Here is a 23,021-nt window from a genome sequence, read left to right as displayed (position 1 = left end):
AGTGCGACAAAAAGGTCATCGAAAGAAGAAAGACCGGATTACTCCTCAGGAGCCTCGACGATGGGATCGTACTGGCTCGTATCGAACCCGAGAAGGTTGAAGCTCTGCTGCATGTGAGGCGGCAGCGGAGCCGTCACGTCGATGGGCTTTCCGGTTCGCGGATGCGCAATCACGATGCGCCGTGCGAGCAGATGCAGCTTGTTCTGAATGCCACCCGGGAGCTCCCAGTTCTCGATATCGAAATACTTCGGATCGCCGACGATGGGATGGCCGATATGGGCCGTGTGCGCGCGCAGCTGGTGCGTGCGTCCGGTGACTGGCTTCAGCGACAGCCAGGAGAGCTTCTGCGCCGCCGTATCGATGACGGCGTAATAGGTGAGCGCATGGCTTGCTCCCTCGTCGCCGTGACGCGCTACCTTCATGCGCGCATCACCCTCCTCGCCTTCCTTGGCGAGATAGGTCGAGACACGGCCTTGACGGACACGTGGCACGCCGGCGACCAGCGCCCAATAGATCTTGCGCGTGGTGCGCGAGCGGAAGGACTTCGCCATCGTGGACGCGGCAAAGCGCGTCTTGGCGATGACAAGACAGCCTGCCGTGTCCTTGTCGAGACGATGCACAAGGCGCGGCTTCTGGCCTTCCTCATCGCGCATGCATTCGAGCAGGCCATCCACGTGGCGCGTGGTGCCCGAGCCGCCCTGCACGGCCAAGCCCATCGGCTTGTTGATGATGAGAACGTCCTTGTCCTCGTAGAGCGTGACGGACTTCAGGAACTCGCGGTCTGTCTGGTCCTTGGCCGCATTGCGAGACACCGGGCGCGGCTGATCGAGCTTCAGCGGCGGAATGCGAACCTTCTGGCCAGCGGTGAGCCGGTCATTGGGCTGCGCACGCTTGCCGTCGACGCGCAGCTCGCCCTTGCGGACGATGCGCTGGATATGGGTGAAGGCGAGCTGCGGAAAGCGGGCGACCAGGAAGCGGTCGACACGCATATCCGCCTCATCGGGCTCGACTACGAGCGTCTGCACGCCCGTCGCCAGCACCTCCTGGGCGGCGGCCTTGGCCTGAGCCCGCGTAGGCTTATGTGGGGCCTCACCCGCGGGGTGCGCAGGTGCCTTGGACGCCGGTCTCTCACGGTGAGGCGCCTCGGAACGGCTCTTGGCCGCAGACTTTGCGCTAGGCTGCTTCGTCGGAGGGCTCTTGGGAGGCCCTTTGCGCGCCGGCTTGTCCTCGCGGGAGCGGAAGCCCTGCCGCGCGCCAGACCGCCCGCCACGGGCCCCATTCTGTCCTGAACTGCTTTTCTTCATGAGGTTGTGGGTATCAGAGCGCCGCCTTTGCGGCAATCGAGGTTGAGCCTGTTGAGGAGTTTAAGCCTCAATATCGCAAGGGCGCAGAAAGCTCAGCAGTACCTCGTGGCACGTCAGCCAGTTCGCATCCCTCTCCACATAGAAGGCATGTTCGGCTCCCGGGAGGAGAAGCCTCTCCAGGCGGCTCCCCTCACCCCAGGATGGTGTCGGACGGGAGGCATCCTGATCCCCAAAAACCGTAAGGGCCGGGATCGGCATCGCATGCGGGTCTTCATCCCTCAAGCGCGTGGAGGAGATGCAGACAAGCCGGTTCAGGCGAAGGCCGCGCAGAACGCTTTTCCAGAGAACTGCTCCTCCAGAGCTGTAGCCCAACCCGATCTCCGCATCTCCGAAGCGTTCGAGCACCTTGGCCGCTGCCGCATCGAAGCCGCCTAGGATCAGATGGTGGTAAAGTTCCTCCCCGCGCAGAGGAACGCCGAGAAGCTCCCCTAGCCCCACCCTCTCGACAGAAATCGAACCGCCAAGACCGGACAGAAAGCAGGTTTCCTGCGACGGCAGGCCGTTGATGTCGGTGAGGACGATGCACTTCACGAGAGGGCCTCAAGCGGCAAGCGTCCGCACGAGCGCCAGCCCAGCCGCGAGGCCTGCGATGGACAGGACGACGGACGCCGCCACATAGCCGAGCGCCAGCCCCATCTCGCCCCGCTCCCAGATCAGCAACGCATCGAGGGAGAAAGCTGAGAAGGTGGTAAAACCGCCAAGGATTCCAGTCGTGAGGAAGAGGCGCATATGCTGGCTCCACCCCTCGCCTGCTTTGAAAGCCAGCCAGCCGGCGATAGCGCCCATGAGGAATGACCCCACCACGTTCACCGTCAGCGTGCCATAGGGAAAGGCAGTCCCGCAGTAGCGTGCGCAGCCGAGATTGACCCCATGGCGAAGCGCGCCGCCGATGCCGGCACCGAGAAAGACGAGAAGATAGGCCTGCATGATTTAGTCCTGGTCATCTTCGCCGCGTCGCTCACGACGAAGTTTCTCCCACCAGTCGAGGCGCTTCTTCACCTCGCGCTCGAAGCCGCGATCGACGGGCTCGTAGAAATGCTGACGTCCGAGTTTCTCGGGCCAGTAATCCTGACCCGAGAAGGCATCCGGCTCGTCATGGTCATAGCGGTAGCTTGCGCCATAACCGATCTTCTTCATGAGCTTGGTGGGCGCATTGAGGATCGTCTTCGGCGGCATGAGGGAGCCATGCTCCTTCGCCACCCCTGTTGCGGCCTTGTAGGCCGTGTAGAGCGCGTTCGATTTCGGCGCAATGGCAAGATAGACAGTAGCCTGCGCAAGCGCGAGGTCGCCTTCGGGCGAGCCGAGAAAATCGAAGGCATCTTTCGCGGCATTTGCAATCACGAGCGCCTGCGGATCGGCAAGGCCGATATCCTCCACCGCCGCGCGAACGAGACGGCGCGCGATGAAAAGCCGATCCTCACCGGCATCGAGCATACGCGCCAGGTAATAGAGTGCCGCATCCGGGTCCGAGCCGCGAATGGTTTTGTGGAGCGCGGAGATGAGGTTGTAATGCCCCTCCTGCCCCTTGTCGTAAATCGGCGCGCGGCGCTGGATGATCTCCTGCAACTGCTCTGCATTGAATATCTCGTCAGGCTTGGCCGAGCGCCAGACCTCTTCGGCCAGCGTCAGAACGGCACGGCCATCCCCATCGGCCATGCGCACGAGTGAGGCGCGAGCCTCCTTATCGAGCGGCAGCTTCCTGTCCGTGATCTTCTCGGCTCGCGTCAGGATCTTTTCAATCGCCTCTTCATCGAGCGACTTGAAGAGAAGCACGCGCGCGCGGGAGAGAAGCGCCGCATTCAGTTCGAAGGATGGGTTCTCTGTCGTTGCCCCCACCAGCGTGATTGTGCCGTCCTCCATCACAGGCAGGAAGGCATCGAGCTGGGCACGGTTGAAGCGATGAATCTCGTCGACGAACAGCAGCGTGCCTTTGCCAAGTAAGCGGCGCTGCCGTGCTGCTTCGAACACCTTTTTCAAATCGGCGACGCCGGAGAAGATCGCCGAGATCTGGTCGAAGTGCAGGTCGGTCTCATGGGCCAGTAGTCGCGCGACCGTGGTCTTGCCGGTGCCGGGCGGACCCCAGAAGATCAGAGAGCCAAGAGACTTCGAGGCGATGAGCCGGGTCAGGATACCGTCTGGCCCGACCAGGTGGTCCTGCCCCACGACCTCGGACAGCTTCTGAGGGCGCATCCGATCGGCCAGGGGCCTGGGTGCGTTCTGATCGAGGCCGGCGGATGAAAACAGGTCGCTCATGATCCTTGCGAGCTTAAGCGCGCATAGATGTCCGGGTCCAGCCGCGCCATCAGCCTTTCAGGATCTTCCAGGGGCGAAAAGCCGTATCGGGCATAAAGACCATGGGCATCGCGCGTTCCCAGCATCCAGCGGCGCAGGTTCTGGAGTTCCGGATGCTCCATGATAGCGCTCACCAGCGCCTTCCCTGCCCCCTGCCCGCGTATGCTGGCGCAAACGAAGACGTCGCAGAGATAGGCAAAGGTGGCCCGATCTGTCACGACACGGGCAAAGCCCCGCAAGTCCCCGGCGGCATCGCGGAGGGCAAAGCACAGGGAATTCGCCACGGAGCGCTCGAAGAACGCGCGCGGCAGACCGTTGGCCCAATAGCTCTCCGTCGAGATCCAACGGTAAGCCGTATCGATCTCACCCGTGGAAAGCGTGTTCGAGACGGTCCAGCCGCTCATCGCCCGAGTACCGTTGTGAAGACACGGCCACCGCGATTGACGGTGATCTCCCAATAGCCGCCCGCCCGGTCGATCAGGCGCTCGGCCTCTTTCGTGGAGGGTACCCTTTCGCCGTTGATGGCGACGATCAGGTCCCCCTTCTCGAAACCGATGCTGGCGGCAACGCTCCGCTCGTCGAGATCGGCAATAACCACTCCCTCATCCGCCAGATCGATTTGCAGCTCGTCGGCGACGGCGGGCGACATGTTGACGATGGTTGCTCCGGCAAAAGGCGTGCGTGTACGGCCGCGCACCGGATCACGCGGCGGAACTTCCACCGGAGGCATGAGCCTGACTTGAAGCGCGCTCTGCTTGCCACCACGCAGCACCGTCAGAGGAGCCTGGCCCTGGGTACCCTTGAGGGTGAAGCGGTAGCCGAAGGAATCCGGGTTATCGACCGGCTGACCGTCGACCGCGAGGATGACGTCGCCCCGCTTGAGGCCAGCCTCAGCGGCGGGCCCCTTGTCGTAGACGGAGGTGACGAGAACGCCCGTCGGACGCTCCAGACCAAGGCCAGTGGCGATATCCCCATCGACCGGCTGGAGACGCGCGCCGAGCCACGGACGCACCACGTTCCGCGCGCCGCCCTTGGCGGAATTCAGCACCACCCGCACCATGCTGGACGGCACCGCAAAGCCGATGCCAATGCTGCCGCCGGAGCGGGAATAGATGGCCGTGTTGATGCCCACGACGCGTCCATTCATGTCGATGAGCGCACCGCCCGAATTGCCGGGATTGATGGCCGCATCGGTCTGGATGAAGAACTGATAATCGGAGATACCGACCTGCGTGCGCGCCAGGGCGGAGACGATGCCCTGGGTCACCGTCTGTCCGACACCAAAGGGATTGCCGATAGCGAGCACGATATCGCCGACCTGGAGGGCTTCCGAGTCACCCAGCTCGACCGCCTGGAGATTTGTGGCGCCCTTCAGCCTGAGCACGGCGATGTCCGTCCGCGGGTCGCGCAGAACGATATCCGCCTCGAACTCGCGTCGATCGGCGAGCGCCACCTTCACCTCGTTCATGTTCTCGATGACATGGTTGTTGGTGATCACGAGGCCTGCCGGATCGACGATCACGCCGGAGCCGAGGGAGCTCTGAGATCGCCCACGCGGAACGCCTGGCGCGTCCTCTCCGAAGAAGCGGCGGAAATATTCCTCCATGGCGGTGTTCTGCCGGCGCACGGAACGGCTGGCATAAACGTTGACCACGGCCCCTGCGGTCTGGCGGACGACAGGGGCGAAGGAGAGCTGCACCTGGGCCTTGCTCTCAGGTACCACCCGCTGCGTCTGCGCTGTCGCGCCTCCTACCCCGAGAGCCAGGGCGACGGCGATGATCGACAAGTGGAAGGAAGAAAAGCGCATGACGGCGAATCCGTTGGTAAGGGGAAGACTGGATAAAACGTGGAGGCCGAAATGCCAAATTAAAGCCCGCACCTCCCGGCGCGGGCCGGATGAGAACTGGGTCCTGGAGGAGGCTCAGGCTGCCAGTGCAGCGATGGCCTTCACGAGGCGCTCGATCTCTTCCTCAGTCGTGAAGTAAGAAACGGAGGCTCGAACGATCTCGGTCAAACCGCGTGCGGCCATGTCCAATGGCGTATAGGCTGCGGCAATCGCGGCTACGTTGATCTTTTCAGCTGCGAGAGAGACCCGCACTTCCTGCGGTGTCAGCCCCCGAACCGTAAAGGCAACGATGCCGGAACGTTCCTGGCCCCCGTCGTGGATCGTCACGGCAGGAATATCGGAGAGCCGCTGCCTCAGATCCCGTGCGAGCTGATTGATGCGGGCTCTGATCACGTCGACTCCAATGGCCAGCGTGTAGCGGATGGCTGTGCCCAGCCCGAGCTGAAGCGCGAAGGAGTTTTCGCCGGTCTCAAAGAGTCGCGCATCATCGCGCGGCTCCGGCGCGCCGTTCTTCCAGGGGCCTGAGAGAACGTCGAGATACGGCGTTTCCAGTTTCTTGAGGAACGCGCGGCGGACATAGAGCAAAGCCGTTCCACGCGGCCCGCGCAGGAACTTGCGCCCCGCCCCTTTGAGAACATCGCAGCCGATCGCCTCCACATCGACCGGGACCTGCGCCAGGGCCTGGCCTGCATCGATGAAATAGGGGACACCGGCGCTTCGCGCGATGCGCCCGATCTCGGCGGCAGGGTTGATGAGGCCATTTGTGGCCGGGAGCCATGTGAGGGCAATCAGCCGAACTCGATCGTCGAGCATGCTCGCCAAGGCTTCGGGCGAGACACAGCCATCGTCCCGGCATGGAACGACTTCGACTGTAGCGCCTGCCTTCTGCGCAGCGCGATGCATGGTGCTCAGATTCCCGCCCCATTCATGCCGACCGATGAGAATGCGATCGCCTTCCCGCAGCGGCGGCAAGGATGCGAAGGCCAGCCCCCACCCTTGCGAGCCGCTTCCTGTGAGCGCGATCTCCTCCACGGAAGCATTGAGCAATTGCGCAGCGGCTTGGCGTGTTGCCTGAACATCATCGGCGACAGCAACACCCATTTCGCTAGGACCATAGAGAGCCTCGCGCTGAAGATGCTCTGTGATCGTCTGCGTGACCTGAAGCGGCGGCAACGAGCAGCTAGAATGGTTGAAATGGGCGACCACGGAGCAGCCCGGCGTCTCGGAACGGATGCGTGCGACGTCAATCGTCATGAGCCCCTCCTCAAAGCGCAATATCGACGATGGCATCGACCTCGACAGCGACACCGCGAGGCAGGGATGACACGCCAACAGCCGTGCGGGCATGCCGTCCCCGGTCGCCGAACACGGCCACCATCAGGTCGGATGCGCCATTGATGACTTGGGACTGCTGATCGAAATCCGGCACGCAATTGACGAACCCGCCCAGACGAACGATCCGACGGATACGAGACAGATCCCCTCCAACGACGTCGTTGATCTGTGCAAGCAGATTCAAGGCGCAGAGCTCGGCGGCGCGCTTTCCATCCTCAAGGGACATCGTGTCCCCAAGCCTTCCAATGAATGCTGGCTGTCCGTTCTCTTGAGAGATCTGCCCCGAGATGAAAACGAGATCGCCTGATCGCGTCCAGGAAATGTAATTTGCGGCGGGTGAGAAGATCTGCGGAAGGGCGTATCCTAAATCCCGCAGCCGCTCGGCAATGGTCTTTGGCATGACGTTGCTCCTGTATTGGCGGAGAGAGCCTATGGATCGGGCTCGGCAACGGCCAATTCAAACTCCTCAAGTAATCATGAATCCTGCTCATCCATGATGTTCGCTGCCTCGTTCGCCAACCATTGCGCAAGGATCTCTGCTTGAGGCTTCGGGCGCTCGGGCATGACGATCCAGTATCCGATGCCCTCCGAGACCCTGAACTCCTCGAAAGGCTCGATGAGAACACCGCGCTTGAGATGATCCTCAATCAGGGCACGACGTCCCATCGCTATCCCCTGACCGTCGACCGCCGCCTGCAGGACGATATTGTAGTCGTGGAGCATGAGATTGCGGGCCTGCGCCAGATCGACACCTGCCCTCTCGGACCATATGCGCCACTCGAACGGGTCCTTGGAGAAAGAGAAGAGCAAGGTGTGGTTCAGCATATCCCGCGGATGCCGCAGGGAGACTCTCTCGATGAATGCAGGGCTGCAGACCGGCGAAATCTGCTCCGCCAAGAACTGCTGGGACTTCGTCCCGTCCCAACTGCCGCGGCCATAGCGGATGGCCAGATCGATCTGATCGACAGCGAGATCGACCGAACGAATGGACGGCTCCAGGATGAGATCGATCTCGGGATGAGCGGCTGTGAAGTGGGAAAGGCGCGGGATGAGCCAATGGGTCGCGAAGGAAGCCAGGAGGCTCACCCGTAACGTTCGGCGCTCCGATACACGAATCTCGCCGGTGCCCTTGGCCATCAGGTCGAAGGCCTGACTGAGACAGGTCAGATACTTCTCTCCCTCAGGCGTCAACATCACGGACCGTGCCTGGCGCACGAAGAGATTGACGCCAAGCTCTTCCTCGAGCTTGCGGATATGATGGCTGATTGCGCTTTGCGTGATGAGCAGCTCATCGGCCGCCCGGCTGAAGCTGAGATGCCGCCCCGCTGCCTCGAAGGCGCGGAGCGAGGAGAGAACAGGAAGGCGTCGGCGGGTGCTCATCTCATAAGCCTAAGCCATCCCGGCGCAACAGAACAACTCTCCTACGGGCTCTCAGAGTGAAGTCCCAAAAAGCAGAAAGGGCGGCCCGAAGGACCGCCCTTGGTGAAGTCTGACGAGAGCTGAGCAATTACTCAGCGGCCTCGACGATCTCTTCCTTCTGGGTCGGACCGGAATCCTGGCCGCGCGCATCAACGTCGCGGTCGACGAACTCGATCACAGCCATCGGGGCGTTGTCGCCGTAGCGGAAGCCAGCCTTGAGAACGCGGGTGTAGCCGCCGTTGCGGTCCTTGTAGCGTGCGCCAAGAACGTCGAACAGCTTCTTGACCATGGCCTCGTCACGCAGCTTGGACATGGCCTGACGGCGGGCGTGCAGGTCACCGCGCTTGCCGAGCGTTATCAGCTTCTCGACGACCGGACGCAGGTCCTTGGCCTTCGGCAGCGTGGTAACGATCTGCTCGTGCTTGATCAGCGCAGCCGCCATGTTGGCGAACATTGCTTTGCGGTGCTCGGTCGTGCGATTGAAACGACGACCACGGAATCCGTGACGCATTGGCTCTCTCCTAGATCTTGCGGCCGCCGTGCCAAGGTACGGCCGTCTCTTATGATCCGCTTTTTCTAGCGGGGCAGGTTTGAAGCCGCCTTCCGTTCAAGAAGGCGGCTTCAGGGAACTCAGTAGTGCTCTTCGAAGCGCTTCGCGAGATCTTCGATGTTCTCCGGCGGCCAGCCCGGCACGTCCATGCCGAGGTGCAGGCCCATGCCGGCCAGAACTTCCTTGATCTCGTTGAGCGACTTGCGACCGAAGTTCGGGGTGCGGAGCATTTCCGCCTCGGACTTCTGGATGAGGTCGCCGATGTAGACGATGTTGTCGTTCTTCAGGCAGTTCGCCGAACGGACCGACAGCTCGAGCTCGTCCACCTTCTTGAGCAGGGCCGGGTTGAACGGCAGCTGCGGAGCAGCGGCAGCCGTCTCTTCCTTGCGCGGCTCTTCGAAGTTGACGAAGACCTGGAGCTGGTCCTGCAGGATGCGGGCAGCATAGGCCACGGCATCCTCGGGCGACACGGCGCCGTTGGTCTCGACCGTCATGATGAGCTTGTCGTAATCGAGAATCTGGCCCTCGCGGGTGTTCTCGATGCGGTACGACACCTTCTTCACCGGGCTGTAGAGCGAGTCGACCGGGATCAGCCCGATCGGAGCGTCCTCGGCGCGGTTGCGCTCGGCCGGGACATAGCCCTTGCCGGTGTCGACCGTGAACTCCATGCGGATCTCGGCGCCCTCGTCGAGGGTGCAGAGCACAAGCTCAGGATTCAGGATCTGCACGTCGCCGATCGTGTTGATGTCGCCAGCCGTGACGGCACCGGGGCCGGTCTTGCGAAGCGTCATGCGCTTCGGGCCTTCGCCCTGCATCTTGATGGCGATTGCCTTCACGTTCAGGACGATGTCCGTCACGTCCTCGCGGACGCCCGGGATAGACGAGAACTCATGCAGCACGCCGTCGATATGGATCGACGTCACAGCGGCGCCCTGGAGCGACGACAGGAGAACGCGACGCAGCGAGTTGCCGAGCGTCGTGCCGAATCCACGCTCGAGCGGCTCGGCCACGACCGTCGCAATGCGCTTCGGATCGTCACCGGGGGCGACTTCGAGCTTGTTCGGCTTAATCAGCTCTTGCCAGTTCTTTTGGATCACAACCACACCTCTTGAGGTACCGCTCGAAGGGCGGCTCAACGGCCTGCCCTAAACCGGAATGCGCGCGGGCCGTGGCCCACGCGCCGGATGATCTGGAATTAGACGCGGCGACGCTTGCGCGGGCGGCAGCCGTTGTGCGGGATCGGCGTGACGTCACGGATCGAGGTGACGGTGAAGCCGGCCGACTGGAGGGCGCGGAGTGCGGACTCACGGCCGGAGCCGGGACCGGACACCTCGACCTCGAGGGTACGCATGCCGTGCTCGGCAGCCTTGCGGGCCGCATCTTCAGCGGCAACCTGCGCGGCGTACGGGGTCGACTTACGCGAGCCCTTGAATCCCATCGCACCAGCCGAGGACCACGAGATCGTGTTGCCCTGGGCGTCGGTGATGGTGATCATGGTGTTGTTGAACGAGGCGTTCACATGCGCCACACCGGAGACGATGTTCTTGCGTTCGCGGCGGCGGACGCGGGTTGCTTCTTTAGCCATTCTACTGGTCCTTCAAACGCGCCCGTCATGCCAGGCGCTCGGGAGAAAGGGCCACCCGGGCGGGTGGCCACTGAAAATTTACTTCTTCTTGCCGGCGATCGGCTTCGCCTTGCCCTTGCGGGTGCGGGCGTTCGTGTGGGTGCGCTGACCGCGAACCGGCAGGCTGCGGCGGTGACGCAGGCCACGATAAGCACCGAGATCCATGAGGCGCTTGATGTTCATGGACACTTCGCGACGAAGGTCACCTTCCACGATGTAGTCGCGGTCGATGGTTTCGCGGATGGCCAGAACTTCGGCGTCGGTCAGCTGGTTCACGCGGCGCTCGGCCGGGATATTGACCTTCTCGATGATCTCCTGAGCCTTCTTGGGCCCAATGCCGTGGATATACTGAAGCGCGATCACAACGCGCTTGGCGGTCGGGATGTTGACGCCTGCAATACGGGCCATCGTCCGTCTCCATGTGGTCGAAGCCTGAGCTTCCGTTGATGTTGTCGCGCGTCCGGTGGAGGCCGGCCCCTGCGCGGGTTTATTGCGAACACAACAATCCAGAGAGGTTTCTCACGAAACCCTCTGGATATGCAGGTCCTTGTGCAAGAGGCATGGCCCTAGCGGGATCCTTCCCGCATGTCAAGCCCCTACCCTTCAGCGGCCCAAGATTTCTTTAACCGCCTGGGTCACCTCGTCGATCGGCTTCATGCCGTCGACGGTCTTCAGCATACCCTTGCCCTGATAATAGGCGGAGAGCGGTGCCGTCTGGGCCCGGTAGGCCTCGAGACGGGTCTTGAAGACTTCCGGATTGTCGTCCTTGCGGACCTGTTCGCCACGGGCCTCGGTTTCCTGAGCCCGCTTCACGATGCGACCCACGAGCTCGTCCTCATTGACCTTGAACTCGACGACAGCGTCGAGCTTAAGACCCTTTTGGGCCAGCATGGCGTCGAACGCCTCGGCCTGGGCCACGGTCCGGGGAAAGCCGTCGAGGATGAAGCCCTTCTTGGCGTCGGCCTCCTCGATCCGGTCGGCAATGATCCCGACAACGATATCGTCGGAAACCAGCTCGCCCCGATCCATGACTGCCTTGGCCTTGAGCCCGACCGGCGTGCCGGCAGCCACCGCTGCGCGGAGCATGTCGCCGGTCGAAAGCTGGGGAATTCCCAAGCGCTCGACCAGACGCACGGCCTGGGTCCCTTTACCGGCCCCGGGCGGCCCCAGCAGGATGATCCTCATCGACGTTCCTCTCAATTTTAAGGTTTTCCCGCCTTGCCAGCGAGAAACCTGATTTTTTACCGCCGCCGTGCGCCCTTGAGCTTCGCCTTCTTGACGAGGCCCTCGTACTGGTGAGCCAGGAGATGACCGTGCACCTGAGCGACCGTGTCCATGGTAACAGACACGACGATCAGAAGCGAAGTGCCGCCAAAGTAGAATGGCAGTGCCGCATACGAGACCAGAAGCTCTGGAATCAGGCAGATGATGACGAGGTAAGCTGCACCGAGAACGGTGATGCGTGTCAACACCTGATCGATGAAATCGGCCGTCCGTTCACCGGGACGAATGCCCGGGATAAAGCCGCCCTGCTTCTTCAGGTTGTCTGCCGTTTCGGTCGGGTTGAACACGATTGCCGTATAGAAGAAGGCAAAGAAGACGATCAGGGCCGCGTAGAGGAACATGTAGGCCGGGCGCCCATGGCCCAGATAGGCCGTCAGCGTCGCGATGATGCCCGTCCCGTCACTGCTCTGGAAACTGGCGATGGTGGCCGGCAGCAGAAGCAGCGAAGAGGCGAAGATCGGCGGAATCACACCCGAGGTGTTGAGCTTGAGCGGCAGGAACGAGGTTTGGCCCTCGTACATGCGGTTGCCGACTTGGCGCTTCGGATAGTTGATCAGCAGGCGGCGCTGAGCGCGCTCCATGAACACCACGAAGTAGATGATGGCGACGGCCATCACGATGACGCCGAGGATCAGGCCCGTGGAGATCGCGCCCTGACGGCCGAGCTCGAGGGTGCCGGCGATTGCGGTCGGAAGATTGGCTACGATGCCCGCGAAGATGATGAGCGACGTACCGTTGCCGATGCCGCGCGAGGTGATCTGTTCACCCAGCCACATGAGGAACATGGTACCGCCGGTCAGAGTGATGACCGTGGAGATCAGGAAGAACGGCCCGGGCGCCAGCACGATGTTGCCGGAACTCTGCAGGCCCACGGCGATACCCCAGGACTGGAAGATCGCCAGGAAGACCGTGAGGTAACGGGTGTACTGGTTCAGGATCTTGCGACCCGCCTCGCCTTCCTTCTTGAGCGCCTCGAGCGAGGGCAGAACGGAGGTGAGGAGCTGAACGATGATCGACGCCGAGATATAGGGCATGATGTTCAGCGCGAAGATCGCCATACGCTCGACGGCGCCTCCCGAGAACATGTTGAACAGGCCCAGCACGCCGCCGCTGGCGTTCTGGAAGCTCTGAGCCAGAGCCTCCGGGTTGATGCCGGGCAGCGGGATGTAGGTACCGAGGCGGTACACGATGAGCGCACCGAGAGTGAACCAAATGCGCTTCTTCAATTCTTCGGCTTTGGCGATGGAACCGAAATTGATGTTTGCGGCGAGTTGCTCGGCTGCTGAAGCCATTTTTCGTCCCCGAAATACCCAAGCATGGTCGACGTTGAAGCGGAGACGTCTCCGCACGGACCATGCAAATCTTAAGGCTGGAGCTTGATCGCGCCTTCATAGGGCGCAGTCAAACTGAAACTTACGTAACTCACATCACACAAACGGCGGCCACGCGATCAGACGCGGGCCGCCGCTTGGATCTCACCTAATGTGGGCTCAGGCTCACGCCTGTGCAACGGCGCCCAGGAGGGTCACCGAGCCGCCCGCCTTCTCGATCGCCTCGACGGCCGACTTGGACGCGCCATGGACCTGGAAGGACAGCTTGGCCTTGAGCTCGCCGACGCCGAGGATCTTCACGCCGTCGCGCGGCTTGGAGACAACACCGGCGGCAACCAGCGACTCGACGGTGATCGGAGCGGCCTGGTCGAGCTTGCCGGCCTCGACAGCCTGCTGAATGCGGCCGACATTGACCTCGTTGAGATCAATGGCGTTCGGCTTGTTGAAGCCGCGCTTCGGCAGACGACGGTGCAGAGGCATCTGACCGCCTTCGAAGCCCTTGATCGCCACGCCGGTACGGGCCTTCTGACCCTTCACGCCGCGGCCACCAGTCTTGCCCTTGCCCGAGCCGATACCACGGCCAACGCGCATGCGGTTCTTGGTGGAACCTTCGTTGTCACGAATTTCGTTCAGTTTCATGACCGCTCTCCTCACTGCCCGTCGACAACGCGCACGAGGTGCTTGACCTTCTCGATCATGCCGCGCACAGCCGGCGTGTCTTCGAGGGTCGAGGTGCGATGAAGCTTGTTGAGCTTGAGGCCGATCAGCGTCTGGCGCTGCTTGGCCTCGCGGCGGATCGGCGAACCGATCTGCTCAACGGTGATGGTTGCTGCTGCAGCAGGCTTCTGTGCCATTGTCGAAGCCTCCCTTACGCGTCGGCGCCAGCATCGGCGCTGGCATCAGCATCGCGGCGGCGAGCCTGCAGCGTCGAGACCTTCAGGCCACGGCGAGCAGCCACGGAGCGCGGGCTGTCCTCGTTCTTGAGCGCATCGAAGGTCGCGCGAACGAGGTTGTACGGGTTCGACGAGCCGAGCGACTTCGACACCACGTCCTGCATGCCGACTGCCTCGAAGACAGCGCGCATCGGACCGCCGGCGATGATGCCGGTACCCTGGGGAGCAGCACGCAGCACGACCTTGCCGGCGCCATGACGGCCGTTCACGTCGTGGTGCAGGGTGCGGCCCTCGCGGAGAGACACGCGGATCATCGAACGCTTCGCAGCGTCGGTGGCCTTGCGGATCGCTTCCGGAACCTCACGGGCCTTGCCGTGGCCGAAGCCAACGCGGCCCTTCTGGTCGCCGACGACGACGAGAGCAGCGAAGCCGAAGCGACGGCCGCCCTTCACGACTTTGGCAACGCGGTTGATGTGGACCAGGCGATCCACGAATTCGCTGTCGCGCTCTTCGCGATCAGCACGTTCTCTAGGTTCTCTTGCCATGAGACCTCTCACTTGCGCGGGCGGCGGGCCCGCTCGCTAAGGGTTGTATACGATACCCGCCGTAAAGCACGATCAGGGCGGGAGGTAAGCCACTCCCCGCCCCGCTCATGAATTGTCAGAAATTAGAAGTCCAGACCGCCTTCACGGGCAGCGTCGGCCAGAGCCTTGACGCGGCCGTGATAGAGATAGCCCGAGCGATCGAAGATCACCTGCTTCACGCCAGCCTTGGCTGCGCGCTCAGCGACGAGCTTACCCACTTCCTTTGCCGCCTCTACGGTGGCGCCGGTCTTGAGCTTGCCGCGGAGATCCTTCTCGATCGTCGATGCCGAAGCGACGGTCACGCCGCGCTCGTCATCGATAACTTGAGCATAGATCTGCTTGGACGAACGGAACACCGACAAACGCGGGCGTCCGTTCGCAGCCTTCTTGATCGCACGGCGTACACGAGCCTTGCGGCGATCTTCAGCGCCTTTCTTCTCAGCCATGATACGTCGTCCTTACTTCTTCTTGCCTTCCTTGCGGAAGATGAACTCGTCGGCATACTTGACGCCCTTGCCCTTGTAGGGCTCCGGACCGCGATATTCGCGGATCTCGGCGGCGGTCTGGCCGACCTTCTGCTTGTCGATGCCGGCGACGATGACTTCGGTCGGCTTCGGCGTCGTGATCGTGATGCCGGCCGGGATTTCGAAGTCGATGTCGTGGCTGTAGCCGAGCGAGAGCTTCAGCACCTTGCCGGCGACAGCGGCCTTGTAGCCGACGCCGTTGATCTCGAGGCGCTTCTCGAAGCCGTTGGACACACCCTGCACCAGGTTAGCGACCTGAGCGCGGGAGAGGCCCCACTTGGCGCGAGCGGCCTTGGACTCGTCGCGAGGGGTCACCGTCACGGCGCCATTCTCAAGAGCAACCGACACTTCATCGGGAACGAGGAACGAGAGTTCGCCCTTCGAGCCCTTCATCTTAACCATCTGACCGTCAACGGTCGCCGTCACACCCGACGGAACCGGAACCGGCTTTTTGCCTACTCGTGACATTCTGGAATCTCCGTGGTTCTGTGCTGTTGCCGAGTCTTAGAAGACCTTGCAGAGCACTTCGCCGCCCACGTTCTTCTCACGGGCCTCGTGATCGGCCATCACGCCCTGAGGCGTCGAGAGAATGGTGATGCCGAGGCCGTCAGCCACGCGAGGCATGGTGTCGACGGAGGCATACACGCGGCGGCCCGGCTTGGAGACGCGCTCGATGGAGCGGATCACCGGCTGACCGTCATAGTACTTCAGCTCGATCGAGAACTCGGTGCGGCCATTGCCGAACTCGGTCTGCGAGTAGTCGCGGATGTAACCCTCGTTCTTGAGAACCTCGAGAACGCGGGCACGGAGCTTTGAGCCAGGGGTGGAAACGGTGCCGCGACGACGCATCTGCGCGTTGCGGATACGGGTGAGCATATCGCCCAACGGATCGTTGATCATATAATGCCCTCCCTCTTACCAGCTGGACTTCACGAGGCCCGGGATCAGGCCCTTGTTGCCGAGCTCGCGCAGAGCGATACGCGACATGCCGAGCTTACGGTAGTAAGCGCGCGGACGGCCCGTGATCTCGCAACGGTTGCGGATGCGGGTCGGGCTCGCATTACGCGGCAGCTCAGCGAGCTTAAGGCGCGCCTCGAAGCGCTCCTCCATGCTCTTCGACTCGTCGTTGGCGACCGCCAGCAGGCGCTCGCGGCGGCCGGCGAACTTCTTCACCAGCTGACGACGATGCTTGTTCTTCTCAATAGCGCTTTTCTTAGCCATTCTTTTATCTCCAGTGTCCGCGTCTGAGGACAGCTATCCTCACTGCCGGAACGGGAAGTTGAAGTGACGCAGCAGAGCGCGGGCTTCTTCGTCGGTCTTGGCCGTCGTCGTGATGATGACGTCCATACCCCAAACCTGCTCCACCTTGTCGTAGTTGATCTCAGGGAACACCAGGTGCTCCTTGATGCCCATTGCGTAGTTGCCGCGACCGTCGAACGACCGGGGGTTCAGACCACGGAAGTCACGAACGCGGGGAAGCGCGATGGTGACGAGACGATCGAGGAACTCGTACATACGCACCTTGCGGAGCGTAACCTTGGCACCGATCGGCATGCCCTCGCGGACCTTGAACTGCGAGATAGCCTTGCGGGCCCGCGTGATCACCGGCTTCTGACCGGCGATAAGCGCGAGATCGGCAGCGGCGACCGTAGCCTTCTTGGAGTCGGCGGTCGACTCGCCAACGCCCATGTTGAGAACGATCTTCTCGATCGTCGGCACTTCCATGGGGTTCTTGTAGCCGAATTCTTCGATCAGCTTCGGACGCACCACTTCTTCGTAGTGCTTCTTCAGCCGCGGCGTGTAGCCGTCCACCTGAGCCTTAGCCATCGATCAGGTCTCCCGAACGCTTGGCGAAGCGGACCTTGCGGCCGTCTTCGAGAACTTTGAAACCAACCCGGGTCGGCCTGCCGTCCTTCGGGTCCGCATAGGCCAGGTTCGACAGGTGGATCGAGGCTTCCTTGGTGATGATGCCGCTTTCCTGGCTTGCCGTCTGGCGCTGGTGGCGCTTCACCAGGTTCACGCCACGGACGACCGCGCGCTCTTCCTTCGGGAGCACCTGCACGACTTCACCGGTCTTGCCCTTGTCGCGACCGGTCAGGACGACGACCTTGTCGCCCTTCTTGATCTTCGCGGCCATTAGAGCACCTCCGGCGCAAGCGAAATGATCTTCATGTGGTTCTTGGCACGCAGTTCACGCGGAACGGGGCCGAAGATACGGGTGCCGACCGGCTCCTTCTGATTGTTGATCAGAACGGCGGCATTACGGTCGAAACGGATGACCGAGCCGTCAGCGCGGCGGATGTCCTTGGCGGTGCGCACGACGACCGCCTTCATGACGTCGCCCTTCTTCACGCGGCCGCGCGGAATAGCCTCTTTCACGGATACGACGATGATATCGCCCACGGAAGCGTACTTACGCTTCGAACCGCCGAGAACCTTGATGCACATCACGCGACGAGCGCCGGAGTTATCGGCGACGTCAAGATTCGTCTGCATCTGGATCATGGCTTTGATCCTTTCCTTTGTTTCAGACAGGTTTCCGGGTCAAGGCACGATTGCCCCCCGGACTACGCCTGACGGGGATCTGATGTCCCCTGCCCTTCAAATGTCGAGAGAGGCGGCCGTATACACGAACCGCCCCCGCTAGACAACCCCAAAAAGAAGGCTTTTTAAGCCTTCGCTTGGTCGACGAGCACCCAGGTCTTGAGTTTGGAGAACGGCTTGGTCTCTTCGATGAAGACCGTGTCGCCCACCTTGGCAGTGTTGTTCTCGTCATGAGCGTGGTAGTTCTTCGTCTTACGCACGGTCTTCTTCAGAACCGGGTGCGTGAAACGACGCTCCACCTTCACAACGACCGTCTTGTCCTGCTTGTCGCTGACAACGACGCCCTGCAAAACGCGCTTCGGCATCTTGATTTCCTCTTAAGCCTTAGCCGCAACGGCCTTCGGGCGCTGCAGCGTCTTGACGCGGGCGATGTCCCGACGGACTTCACGGACGCGTCCGGTGTTCTCGAGCTGGCCCGTGGCGCGCTGGAACCGGAGGTTGAACTGCTCCTTCTTCAGGTTGAGCAGCTCGTCCGACAGCTGGTCAGCGGACATAGCCTTGAGGTTAGAGAATCGCTCTTTGGACTTCATGATTCCCTCTCCTTACTCGGCAATGCGCTGGATGAAGCGCGTCTTGATCGGGAGCTTGGCAGCGCCGAGACGGAGCGCCTCGCGGGCGATCTCCTCGGACACGCCGTCGATCTCGAACATGATACGGCCGGGCTTCACCTTGGCCGCCCAATACTCGGGCGAACCCTTACCGGAACCCATTCGAACTTCGGTCGGCTTGGTCGAAACCGGCACGTCCGGGAAGATGCGGATCCACACCCGGCCCGCACGCTTCATGGCGCGGGTGATGGCGCGGCGGGCCGCCTCGATCTGACGAGCGTTGATACGCTCGGGTTCCATCGCCTTCAGGCCGAACTGGCCGAAGTTGAGGTCCGTACCGCCCTTCGCAGTGCCGGAGATGCGGCCCTTGAATTGCTTACGGAATTTGGTTTTCTTCGGTTGCAACATGGCAAACCTCTCCTGACCTCTCCGTTACGCCGCCTGCTCGCGGCGGCCACCAGAGCGGCCTCCTTCGTCGTTCATCCGCTTGTCCTGGGCCATCGGATCATGCTCAAGGATTTCGCCCTTGAAGATCCAGACCTTGATACCGCAGGTGCCATAGGTGGTGTACGCGGTGGACACGCCGTAATCGACATCCGCACGCAGGGTGTGCAGCGGAACCCGGCCCTCGCGGTACCACTCCAGGCGGGCGATTTCAGCGCCACCCAGACGGCCCGAGCAGTTGATACGGATGCCTTCGGCGCCCAGACGCATTGCCGACTGAACGGCACGCTTCATGGCGCGCCGGAAAGCGACGCGACGCTCGAGCTGCTGAGCGATCGAATCGGCCACCAGGGTGGCATCGACTTCCGGCTTGCGGACTTCGACGATGTTGATCGACACATCCGCGTCCGTCATCTTGGCGACGGTCTTGCGGAGCTTCTCGATGTCGGCACCCTTCTTGCCGATCACCACGCCCGGACGACCGGAGTGAATGGTGACGCGGCACTTCTTGTGCGGACGCTCGATGACGATCTTCGAAACGGCGGCCTGCTTCAGCTGCTTCATCAGAGCTTCGCGGATCGCCATGTCCTCGTGCATCAGCTTGGCGTACTCACCCTTGCCGGCGAACCAGCGCGAGTCCCAGGTCCGGTTGATGCCGAGCCGAAGACCGATCGGGTTAACTTTCTGACCCATCTGGTTCTCCTTTATGCCTGTTCGGCAACTTCCCGAACCACGATCGTGAGGTTCGAGAACGGCTTTTCGATACGAGCACCCCGGCCACGGGCCCGGGCGTGGAAGCGCTTCATGACAAGCGCCTTGCCGACATATGCCTGGCTGACGACGAGATCGTCCACATCGAGGTTGTGGTTGTTCTCGGCGTTAGCAATGGCGCTCTCGAGGCACTTTTTCACGTCGCGAGCGATGCGCTTGCGGGAGAACTCGAGATCGGCGAGAGCCGCAGAAACCTTCTTGCCGCGGATAAGGGCCGCAACAAGGTTGAGCTTCTGGGGGCTGACGCGCAGCATGCGAGCGACGGCTTGAGCCTCGTTGTCGCTCAATGCGCGAGGAGTCGCGGCCTTACCCATCTTACTTCCTCTTCGCCTTCTTGTCCGCCGCGTGGCCGTGGAAAGTGCGGGTCGGCGAGAACTCGCCGAACTTGTGACCCACCATTTCCTCGCTCACGAGAACGGGAATGTGCTTCTGACCATTGTAGACCCCGAACGTGAGGCCCACGAATTGCGGGAGGATCGTGGAGCGGCGGCTCCAGATCTTGATGACCTCGTTGCGGCCCGAAGAACGGGCAGCCTCGGCCTTCTTGAGGAGGTAGCCGTCGACGAACGGACCCTTCCAAAGCGAACGTGCCATGACGTGCCTCTATCCTTACTTCTTCCGAGCGTGGCGGCTCGACACGATGAACTTGTCGGTCCGCTTGTTCGAACGGGTTTTCTTGCCCTTGGTGGGAACACCCCACGGGGACACCGGATGGCGACCACCGGAGGTACGACCTTCACCACCACCGTGCGGGTGGTCGATCGGGTTCATGGCAACGCCGCGGTTGTGCGGACGCTTGCCGAGCCAGCGGTTACGGCCGGCCTTACCGATCGAGGTGTTCATGTGGTCGGGGTTCGACACCGCACCGACGCTGGCGAAGCACTGGCCATGGACCATGCGCTGCTCGCCGGAGTTCAGGCGGACCGTCACGTAGCCCTGGTCACGACCCACGATCTGAGCGTAGGTGCCAGCGGAGCGGGCGAGAGCGCCGCCCTTGCCGATCTTCAGCTCGACGTTGTGGATGATCGTGCCCACCGGCATGTTGCCGATCGGCATCGCGTTACCCGGCTTAATGTCGACCTGCTCGCCTGCCGACACCTGATCGCCGACAGCCAGACGCTGCGGGGCCAGGATGTAGGACAGCGCGCCGTCGGCGTAGCGGATGAGCGCGATGAAGGCGGTGCGGTTCGGATCGTACTCGATCCGCTCCACGGTCGCCACGTCACCCAGGCGCTCACGACGCTTGAAGTCGACATTGCGGAGGGTGCGCTTGTGACCACCGCCACGGAAGCGGACAGTCACGCGACCCAGATTGTTACGGCCGCCGGAGGAGCTCTTGCCCTCCGTCAGCGACTTGACCGGCTTGCCCTTGTAGAGCTCGCTGCGGTCGACGATCACCAGCTGGCGCAGGCCGGGGGTGATTGGTTTGAACGTTTTCAAAGCCATCGGATCACTCTCTCAACCGATCAGAGGCCCGTCGTGACGTCGATGGTCTGGCCCTCTTCGAGGGTCACGACCGCCTTCTTCACGTCCGACCGCTGGCCGCGGGTGCCGCGGAACAACTTCACTTTGCCCTTGGTGACGAGCGTGTTGACGCTCTTCACCTTGACATCGAACAGCTTCTCAACCGCTTCCTTGATCTGCGGCTTCGTCGCATCCGGGCGCACCTTGAACACGACCTTGTTCTGCTCGGAGAGAGCGGTCGCCTTCTCGGTGATGACCGGGCTTACGATCACATCGTAATGGCGCGGGTCCAGGCTCATTTGAAGCGCGCCTCCAGCGCATCGACAGCTGCCTTCGTGAGAACGAGCTTCTCGCGACGCAGGATGTCATAGACGTTGATGCCCTGCACCGGCAGGACGTCGATGTTCGGGATGTTGCGAGCAGCCCGCTGGAAGTTCGTCTCGATCTCAGCGCCGCCGATGATCAGGGCGTTGCCGAGGCCGAGCTTGCCGAAGCGCTCGACGAGAGCCTTCGTCTTGGGCTCGGAGAGCGTCACATCGTCGAGAACGACGAGCGAAGCGTCCTTGGCCTTGGACGAGAGCGCATGCTTCAGGGCAAGAGCGCGGACCTTCTTCGGCAGGTCGTGAGCATGGCTACGAACCTGCGGACCGAAGGCACGACCGCCGCCCCGGAACTGGGGAGCGCTCGCAGCGCCGTGACGGGCGCTACCGGTGCCCTTCTGCTTGTAGACCTTCTTCGTCGTCCGGTCGATGTCCGAACGATTCTTGACGGCGTGCGTGCCGGCCTGGCGCTTCGCGAGCTGCCAGCGGACGCAACGGGCGAGCAGGTCGGCGCGCGGCTCGAGACCGAAGATAGCCTCGTTCAGCTCGACGGAGCCGGACTTGTTGCCCTCAAGCGTGGTGACATCAAGCTTCATCACGCATTCTCCTCTTGGGCCTGCTCAGCCTGGGGGGCCGGTGCAGCATCGTTGGCCGAGCGGAACGCGCCGGGCATCGGCACTTCCTTCGGCAGCTTCCGCTTCACCGCATCGCGGACGAAGATCCAGCCGCCCGCAACGCCAGGAACGGCGCCTTCGACGAGGATCAGACCGCGCTCGACGTCGGTCGACACGACACGCAGGTTCTGCGTGGTGACGCGCTCGACACCCAGGTGACCCGGCATCTTCTTGTTCTTGAACGTCTTGCCCGGATCCTGGCGGCCACCGGTCGAACCAATCGAGCGGTGGGAGATCGACACGCCGTGCGAGGCGCGCAGACCGCCGAAGTTCCAGCGCTTCATACCACCAGCGAAGCCCTTACCGGTGGTGATGCCCGTGACGTCCACGAACTGACCGGCAATGAAGTGATCAGCGGTGATCTCGGCGCCGACCGGGATGATGGCATCCTCGGAGACGCGGAACTCCGCGAGCTTGCGCTTCGGCTCGACCTGAGCGACGGCGAAACGTCCGCGCTCGGCCTTCGAAACGTTCTTTACCTTGGCCTTGCCGACGCCGACCTGCAGCGCGGTGTAGCCGTTCTTTTCCTTGGTCCGGTGGGCGACGACCTGGCAGTTGTCGACCTTCAGAACCGTGACCGGGACATGCTCACCAGCATCCGTGAAGATGCGGGTCATCCCGACTTTCTGTGCAATGACGCCTGAGCGCATGTGCGTATCCTCTCGGCGTGTCTACCGAAAGCTCCAAGCCCAACGGCTTAGAGCTTGATTTCCACGTCCACACCAGCAGCGAGATCGAGCTTCATCAGAGCATCAACCGTCTGCGGGGTGGGGTCCACGATATCGAGAACACGCTTGTGAGTGCGCATCTCGAACTGCTCGCGCGACTTCTTGTCGATGTGCGGCGAGCGAAGAACCGTAAAGCGCTCGATGCGCGTCGGCAGCGGGATGGGCCCGCGAACCTGGGCGCCGGTCCGCTTCGCAGTCGACACGATTTCACGTGTCGAAGCGTCGAGGATCCGGTGGTCGAACGCCTTAAGGCGAATACGAATGTTTTGACCGTTCATGGCTTATCCATTCAACAAGGGAAGCGGCCGAGCCGGGGGCCGGCCGCTGTCCTTTGATCCTCTCTAGTTAGTCCATCACGGCGGCGACGACGCCGGCGCCGACGGTACGCCCGCCCTCACGGATGGCAAAGCGCAGCTTCTCTT

At 62.3% G+C, this 23,021-nt stretch carries 36 protein-coding genes and 1 pseudogene; all 37 read right to left on the bottom strand.

What is annotated here, in order from left to right; translation table 11 throughout:
• Nucleotides 1–38: 38 nt before the first annotated feature.
• Nucleotides 39–1,304, bottom strand: coding sequence for an RluA family pseudouridine synthase (locus DC522_RS13695; RefSeq protein WP_116529247.1), 1,266 nt, complete (start codon nt 1,302–1,304; stop codon nt 39–41).
• A gap of 60 nt (nt 1,305–1,364) precedes the next feature.
• Complete coding sequence (locus DC522_RS13690; RefSeq protein WP_116529246.1) at nt 1,365–1,895, bottom strand: alpha/beta hydrolase; 531 nt, start codon at nt 1,893–1,895, stop codon at nt 1,365–1,367.
• A 9-nt stretch (nt 1,896–1,904) separates the two neighbouring features.
• Nucleotides 1,905–2,291 (bottom strand): fluoride efflux transporter CrcB, encoded by a 387-nt coding sequence (gene crcB / locus DC522_RS13685; protein ID WP_116529245.1) that lies wholly within the window; start codon nt 2,289–2,291, stop codon nt 1,905–1,907.
• A 3-nt stretch (nt 2,292–2,294) separates the two neighbouring features.
• Nucleotides 2,295–3,617 carry a replication-associated recombination protein A gene (locus tag DC522_RS13680; RefSeq protein WP_116529244.1) on the bottom strand — a complete coding sequence of 441 codons (1,323 nt, stop codon included), beginning with the start codon at nt 3,615–3,617 and terminating at the stop codon, nt 2,295–2,297.
• Nucleotides 3,614–4,060 carry a GNAT family N-acetyltransferase gene (locus DC522_RS13675; protein WP_116529243.1) on the bottom strand — a complete coding sequence of 149 codons (447 nt, stop codon included), beginning with the start codon at nt 4,058–4,060 and terminating at the stop codon, nt 3,614–3,616. The genes DC522_RS13680 and DC522_RS13675 overlap by 4 nt, the downstream gene beginning before the upstream one ends.
• Nucleotides 4,057–5,463: a Do family serine endopeptidase gene (locus DC522_RS13670; RefSeq protein WP_116529242.1), complete on the bottom strand. Its 1,407-nt coding sequence runs from the start codon at nt 5,461–5,463 to the stop codon at nt 4,057–4,059. Before DC522_RS13670 ends, DC522_RS13675 begins: the two co-directional genes overlap by 4 nt.
• A gap of 114 nt (nt 5,464–5,577) precedes the next feature.
• Complete coding sequence (locus DC522_RS13665; RefSeq protein ID WP_116529241.1) at nt 5,578–6,756, bottom strand: aminotransferase class V-fold PLP-dependent enzyme; 1,179 nt, start codon at nt 6,754–6,756, stop codon at nt 5,578–5,580.
• Between the two features lie 10 nt (nt 6,757–6,766).
• A complete protein-coding gene (locus DC522_RS13660; protein WP_116529240.1) occupies nt 6,767–7,237 on the bottom strand; it encodes a RidA family protein in 471 nt (156 codons plus the stop codon).
• A 74-nt stretch (nt 7,238–7,311) separates the two neighbouring features.
• On the bottom strand, nt 7,312–8,217 hold the full coding sequence (gene gcvA, locus DC522_RS13655; protein ID WP_116529239.1) for a transcriptional regulator GcvA: 906 nt from the start codon (nt 8,215–8,217) through the stop codon (nt 7,312–7,314).
• 127 nt (nt 8,218–8,344) lie between these two features.
• Nucleotides 8,345–8,767, bottom strand: a complete 423-nt coding sequence (rplQ, locus tag DC522_RS13650) for a 50S ribosomal protein L17 (protein ID WP_116529238.1) — start codon at nt 8,765–8,767, stop codon at nt 8,345–8,347.
• 119 nt (nt 8,768–8,886) lie between these two features.
• The gene (locus DC522_RS13645) at nt 8,887–9,909 is read right to left on the bottom strand and encodes a DNA-directed RNA polymerase subunit alpha (RefSeq protein ID WP_205769632.1); all 1,023 of its coding nucleotides are present in this window, start codon (nt 9,907–9,909) and stop codon (nt 8,887–8,889) included.
• Nucleotides 9,910–10,001: 92 nt separating this feature from the next.
• A complete protein-coding gene (gene rpsK / locus DC522_RS13640) occupies nt 10,002–10,391 on the bottom strand; it encodes a 30S ribosomal protein S11 (RefSeq protein ID WP_091136316.1) in 390 nt (129 codons plus the stop codon).
• Between the two features lie 78 nt (nt 10,392–10,469).
• Nucleotides 10,470–10,838, bottom strand: a complete 369-nt coding sequence (rpsM, locus tag DC522_RS13635; RefSeq protein WP_116529236.1) for a 30S ribosomal protein S13 — start codon at nt 10,836–10,838, stop codon at nt 10,470–10,472.
• A gap of 195 nt (nt 10,839–11,033) precedes the next feature.
• On the bottom strand, nt 11,034–11,615 hold the full coding sequence (locus tag DC522_RS13630) for an adenylate kinase (protein ID WP_116529235.1): 582 nt from the start codon (nt 11,613–11,615) through the stop codon (nt 11,034–11,036).
• 56 nt (nt 11,616–11,671) lie between these two features.
• Nucleotides 11,672–13,006: a preprotein translocase subunit SecY gene (secY, locus tag DC522_RS13625; RefSeq protein WP_116529234.1), complete on the bottom strand. Its 1,335-nt coding sequence runs from the start codon at nt 13,004–13,006 to the stop codon at nt 11,672–11,674.
• Between the two features lie 204 nt (nt 13,007–13,210).
• Nucleotides 13,211–13,684 (bottom strand): 50S ribosomal protein L15, encoded by a 474-nt coding sequence (gene rplO, locus DC522_RS13620; protein ID WP_116529233.1) that lies wholly within the window; start codon nt 13,682–13,684, stop codon nt 13,211–13,213.
• Nucleotides 13,685–13,695: 11 nt separating this feature from the next.
• A complete protein-coding gene (gene rpmD, locus DC522_RS13615; RefSeq protein ID WP_116529232.1) occupies nt 13,696–13,899 on the bottom strand; it encodes a 50S ribosomal protein L30 in 204 nt (67 codons plus the stop codon).
• 14 nt (nt 13,900–13,913) lie between these two features.
• On the bottom strand, nt 13,914–14,483 hold the full coding sequence (gene rpsE, locus DC522_RS13610) for a 30S ribosomal protein S5 (RefSeq protein WP_116529231.1): 570 nt from the start codon (nt 14,481–14,483) through the stop codon (nt 13,914–13,916).
• Nucleotides 14,484–14,605: 122 nt separating this feature from the next.
• On the bottom strand, nt 14,606–14,968 hold the full coding sequence (gene rplR, locus DC522_RS13605) for a 50S ribosomal protein L18 (RefSeq protein ID WP_116529230.1): 363 nt from the start codon (nt 14,966–14,968) through the stop codon (nt 14,606–14,608).
• Nucleotides 14,969–14,980: 12 nt separating this feature from the next.
• Nucleotides 14,981–15,514 carry a 50S ribosomal protein L6 gene (gene rplF, locus DC522_RS13600; protein WP_116529229.1) on the bottom strand — a complete coding sequence of 178 codons (534 nt, stop codon included), beginning with the start codon at nt 15,512–15,514 and terminating at the stop codon, nt 14,981–14,983.
• A 36-nt stretch (nt 15,515–15,550) separates the two neighbouring features.
• Nucleotides 15,551–15,946, bottom strand: coding sequence for a 30S ribosomal protein S8 (rpsH, locus tag DC522_RS13595; protein ID WP_116529228.1), 396 nt, complete (start codon nt 15,944–15,946; stop codon nt 15,551–15,553).
• A gap of 15 nt (nt 15,947–15,961) precedes the next feature.
• Nucleotides 15,962–16,267, bottom strand: a complete 306-nt coding sequence (gene rpsN / locus DC522_RS13590) for a 30S ribosomal protein S14 (protein ID WP_116529227.1) — start codon at nt 16,265–16,267, stop codon at nt 15,962–15,964.
• A 39-nt stretch (nt 16,268–16,306) separates the two neighbouring features.
• Complete coding sequence (gene rplE / locus DC522_RS13585) at nt 16,307–16,873, bottom strand: 50S ribosomal protein L5 (RefSeq protein ID WP_116529226.1); 567 nt, start codon at nt 16,871–16,873, stop codon at nt 16,307–16,309.
• Entirely contained in the window at nt 16,866–17,183 is a 318-nt protein-coding gene (rplX, locus tag DC522_RS13580) for a 50S ribosomal protein L24 (protein WP_116529225.1), read from the bottom strand. The genes rplE and rplX overlap by 8 nt, the downstream gene beginning before the upstream one ends.
• Nucleotides 17,183–17,551 (bottom strand): 50S ribosomal protein L14, encoded by a 369-nt coding sequence (gene rplN, locus DC522_RS13575; protein ID WP_009764309.1) that lies wholly within the window; start codon nt 17,549–17,551, stop codon nt 17,183–17,185. Before rplN ends, rplX begins: the two co-directional genes overlap by 1 nt.
• 164 nt (nt 17,552–17,715) lie before the next feature.
• A complete protein-coding gene (gene rpsQ, locus DC522_RS13570; RefSeq protein WP_116529224.1) occupies nt 17,716–17,955 on the bottom strand; it encodes a 30S ribosomal protein S17 in 240 nt (79 codons plus the stop codon).
• A 12-nt stretch (nt 17,956–17,967) separates the two neighbouring features.
• Nucleotides 17,968–18,180 (bottom strand): 50S ribosomal protein L29, encoded by a 213-nt coding sequence (gene rpmC / locus DC522_RS13565; RefSeq protein ID WP_116529223.1) that lies wholly within the window; start codon nt 18,178–18,180, stop codon nt 17,968–17,970.
• Nucleotides 18,181–18,192: 12 nt separating this feature from the next.
• Nucleotides 18,193–18,606, bottom strand: a complete 414-nt coding sequence (rplP, locus tag DC522_RS13560; RefSeq protein WP_116529222.1) for a 50S ribosomal protein L16 — start codon at nt 18,604–18,606, stop codon at nt 18,193–18,195.
• Between the two features lie 24 nt (nt 18,607–18,630).
• Nucleotides 18,631–19,335, bottom strand: a complete 705-nt coding sequence (gene rpsC, locus DC522_RS13555) for a 30S ribosomal protein S3 (protein WP_116529221.1) — start codon at nt 19,333–19,335, stop codon at nt 18,631–18,633.
• Nucleotides 19,336–19,346: 11 nt separating this feature from the next.
• The gene (rplV, locus tag DC522_RS13550) at nt 19,347–19,727 is read right to left on the bottom strand and encodes a 50S ribosomal protein L22 (RefSeq protein WP_047186986.1); all 381 of its coding nucleotides are present in this window, start codon (nt 19,725–19,727) and stop codon (nt 19,347–19,349) included.
• A 1-nt stretch (nt 19,728) separates the two neighbouring features.
• The gene (gene rpsS / locus DC522_RS13545; RefSeq protein WP_047186987.1) at nt 19,729–20,007 is read right to left on the bottom strand and encodes a 30S ribosomal protein S19; all 279 of its coding nucleotides are present in this window, start codon (nt 20,005–20,007) and stop codon (nt 19,729–19,731) included.
• A gap of 15 nt (nt 20,008–20,022) precedes the next feature.
• Entirely contained in the window at nt 20,023–20,859 is an 837-nt protein-coding gene (rplB, locus tag DC522_RS13540; RefSeq protein WP_116529220.1) for a 50S ribosomal protein L2, read from the bottom strand.
• 20 nt (nt 20,860–20,879) lie between these two features.
• Nucleotides 20,880–21,176, bottom strand: coding sequence for a 50S ribosomal protein L23 (locus DC522_RS13535; protein WP_047186989.1), 297 nt, complete (start codon nt 21,174–21,176; stop codon nt 20,880–20,882).
• Nucleotides 21,173–21,793 (bottom strand): 50S ribosomal protein L4, encoded by a 621-nt coding sequence (rplD, locus tag DC522_RS13530; RefSeq protein WP_116529219.1) that lies wholly within the window; start codon nt 21,791–21,793, stop codon nt 21,173–21,175. Before rplD ends, DC522_RS13535 begins: the two co-directional genes overlap by 4 nt.
• Complete coding sequence (rplC, locus tag DC522_RS13525) at nt 21,793–22,521, bottom strand: 50S ribosomal protein L3 (protein ID WP_116529218.1); 729 nt, start codon at nt 22,519–22,521, stop codon at nt 21,793–21,795. Before rplC ends, rplD begins: the two co-directional genes overlap by 1 nt.
• 47 nt (nt 22,522–22,568) lie before the next feature.
• Entirely contained in the window at nt 22,569–22,877 is a 309-nt protein-coding gene (gene rpsJ / locus DC522_RS13520; RefSeq protein ID WP_009764298.1) for a 30S ribosomal protein S10, read from the bottom strand.
• 67 nt (nt 22,878–22,944) lie between these two features.
• Nucleotides 22,945–23,021, bottom strand: a pseudogene (locus DC522_RS13515) (elongation factor Tu); the annotation flags it as partial.

The sequence above is a fragment of the Microvirga sp. KLBC 81 genome (assembly GCF_003075415.1).
Lineage (GTDB): Bacteria > Pseudomonadota > Alphaproteobacteria > Rhizobiales > Beijerinckiaceae > Microvirga.
This window is presented reverse-complemented; position numbering and strand designations above follow the sequence as displayed.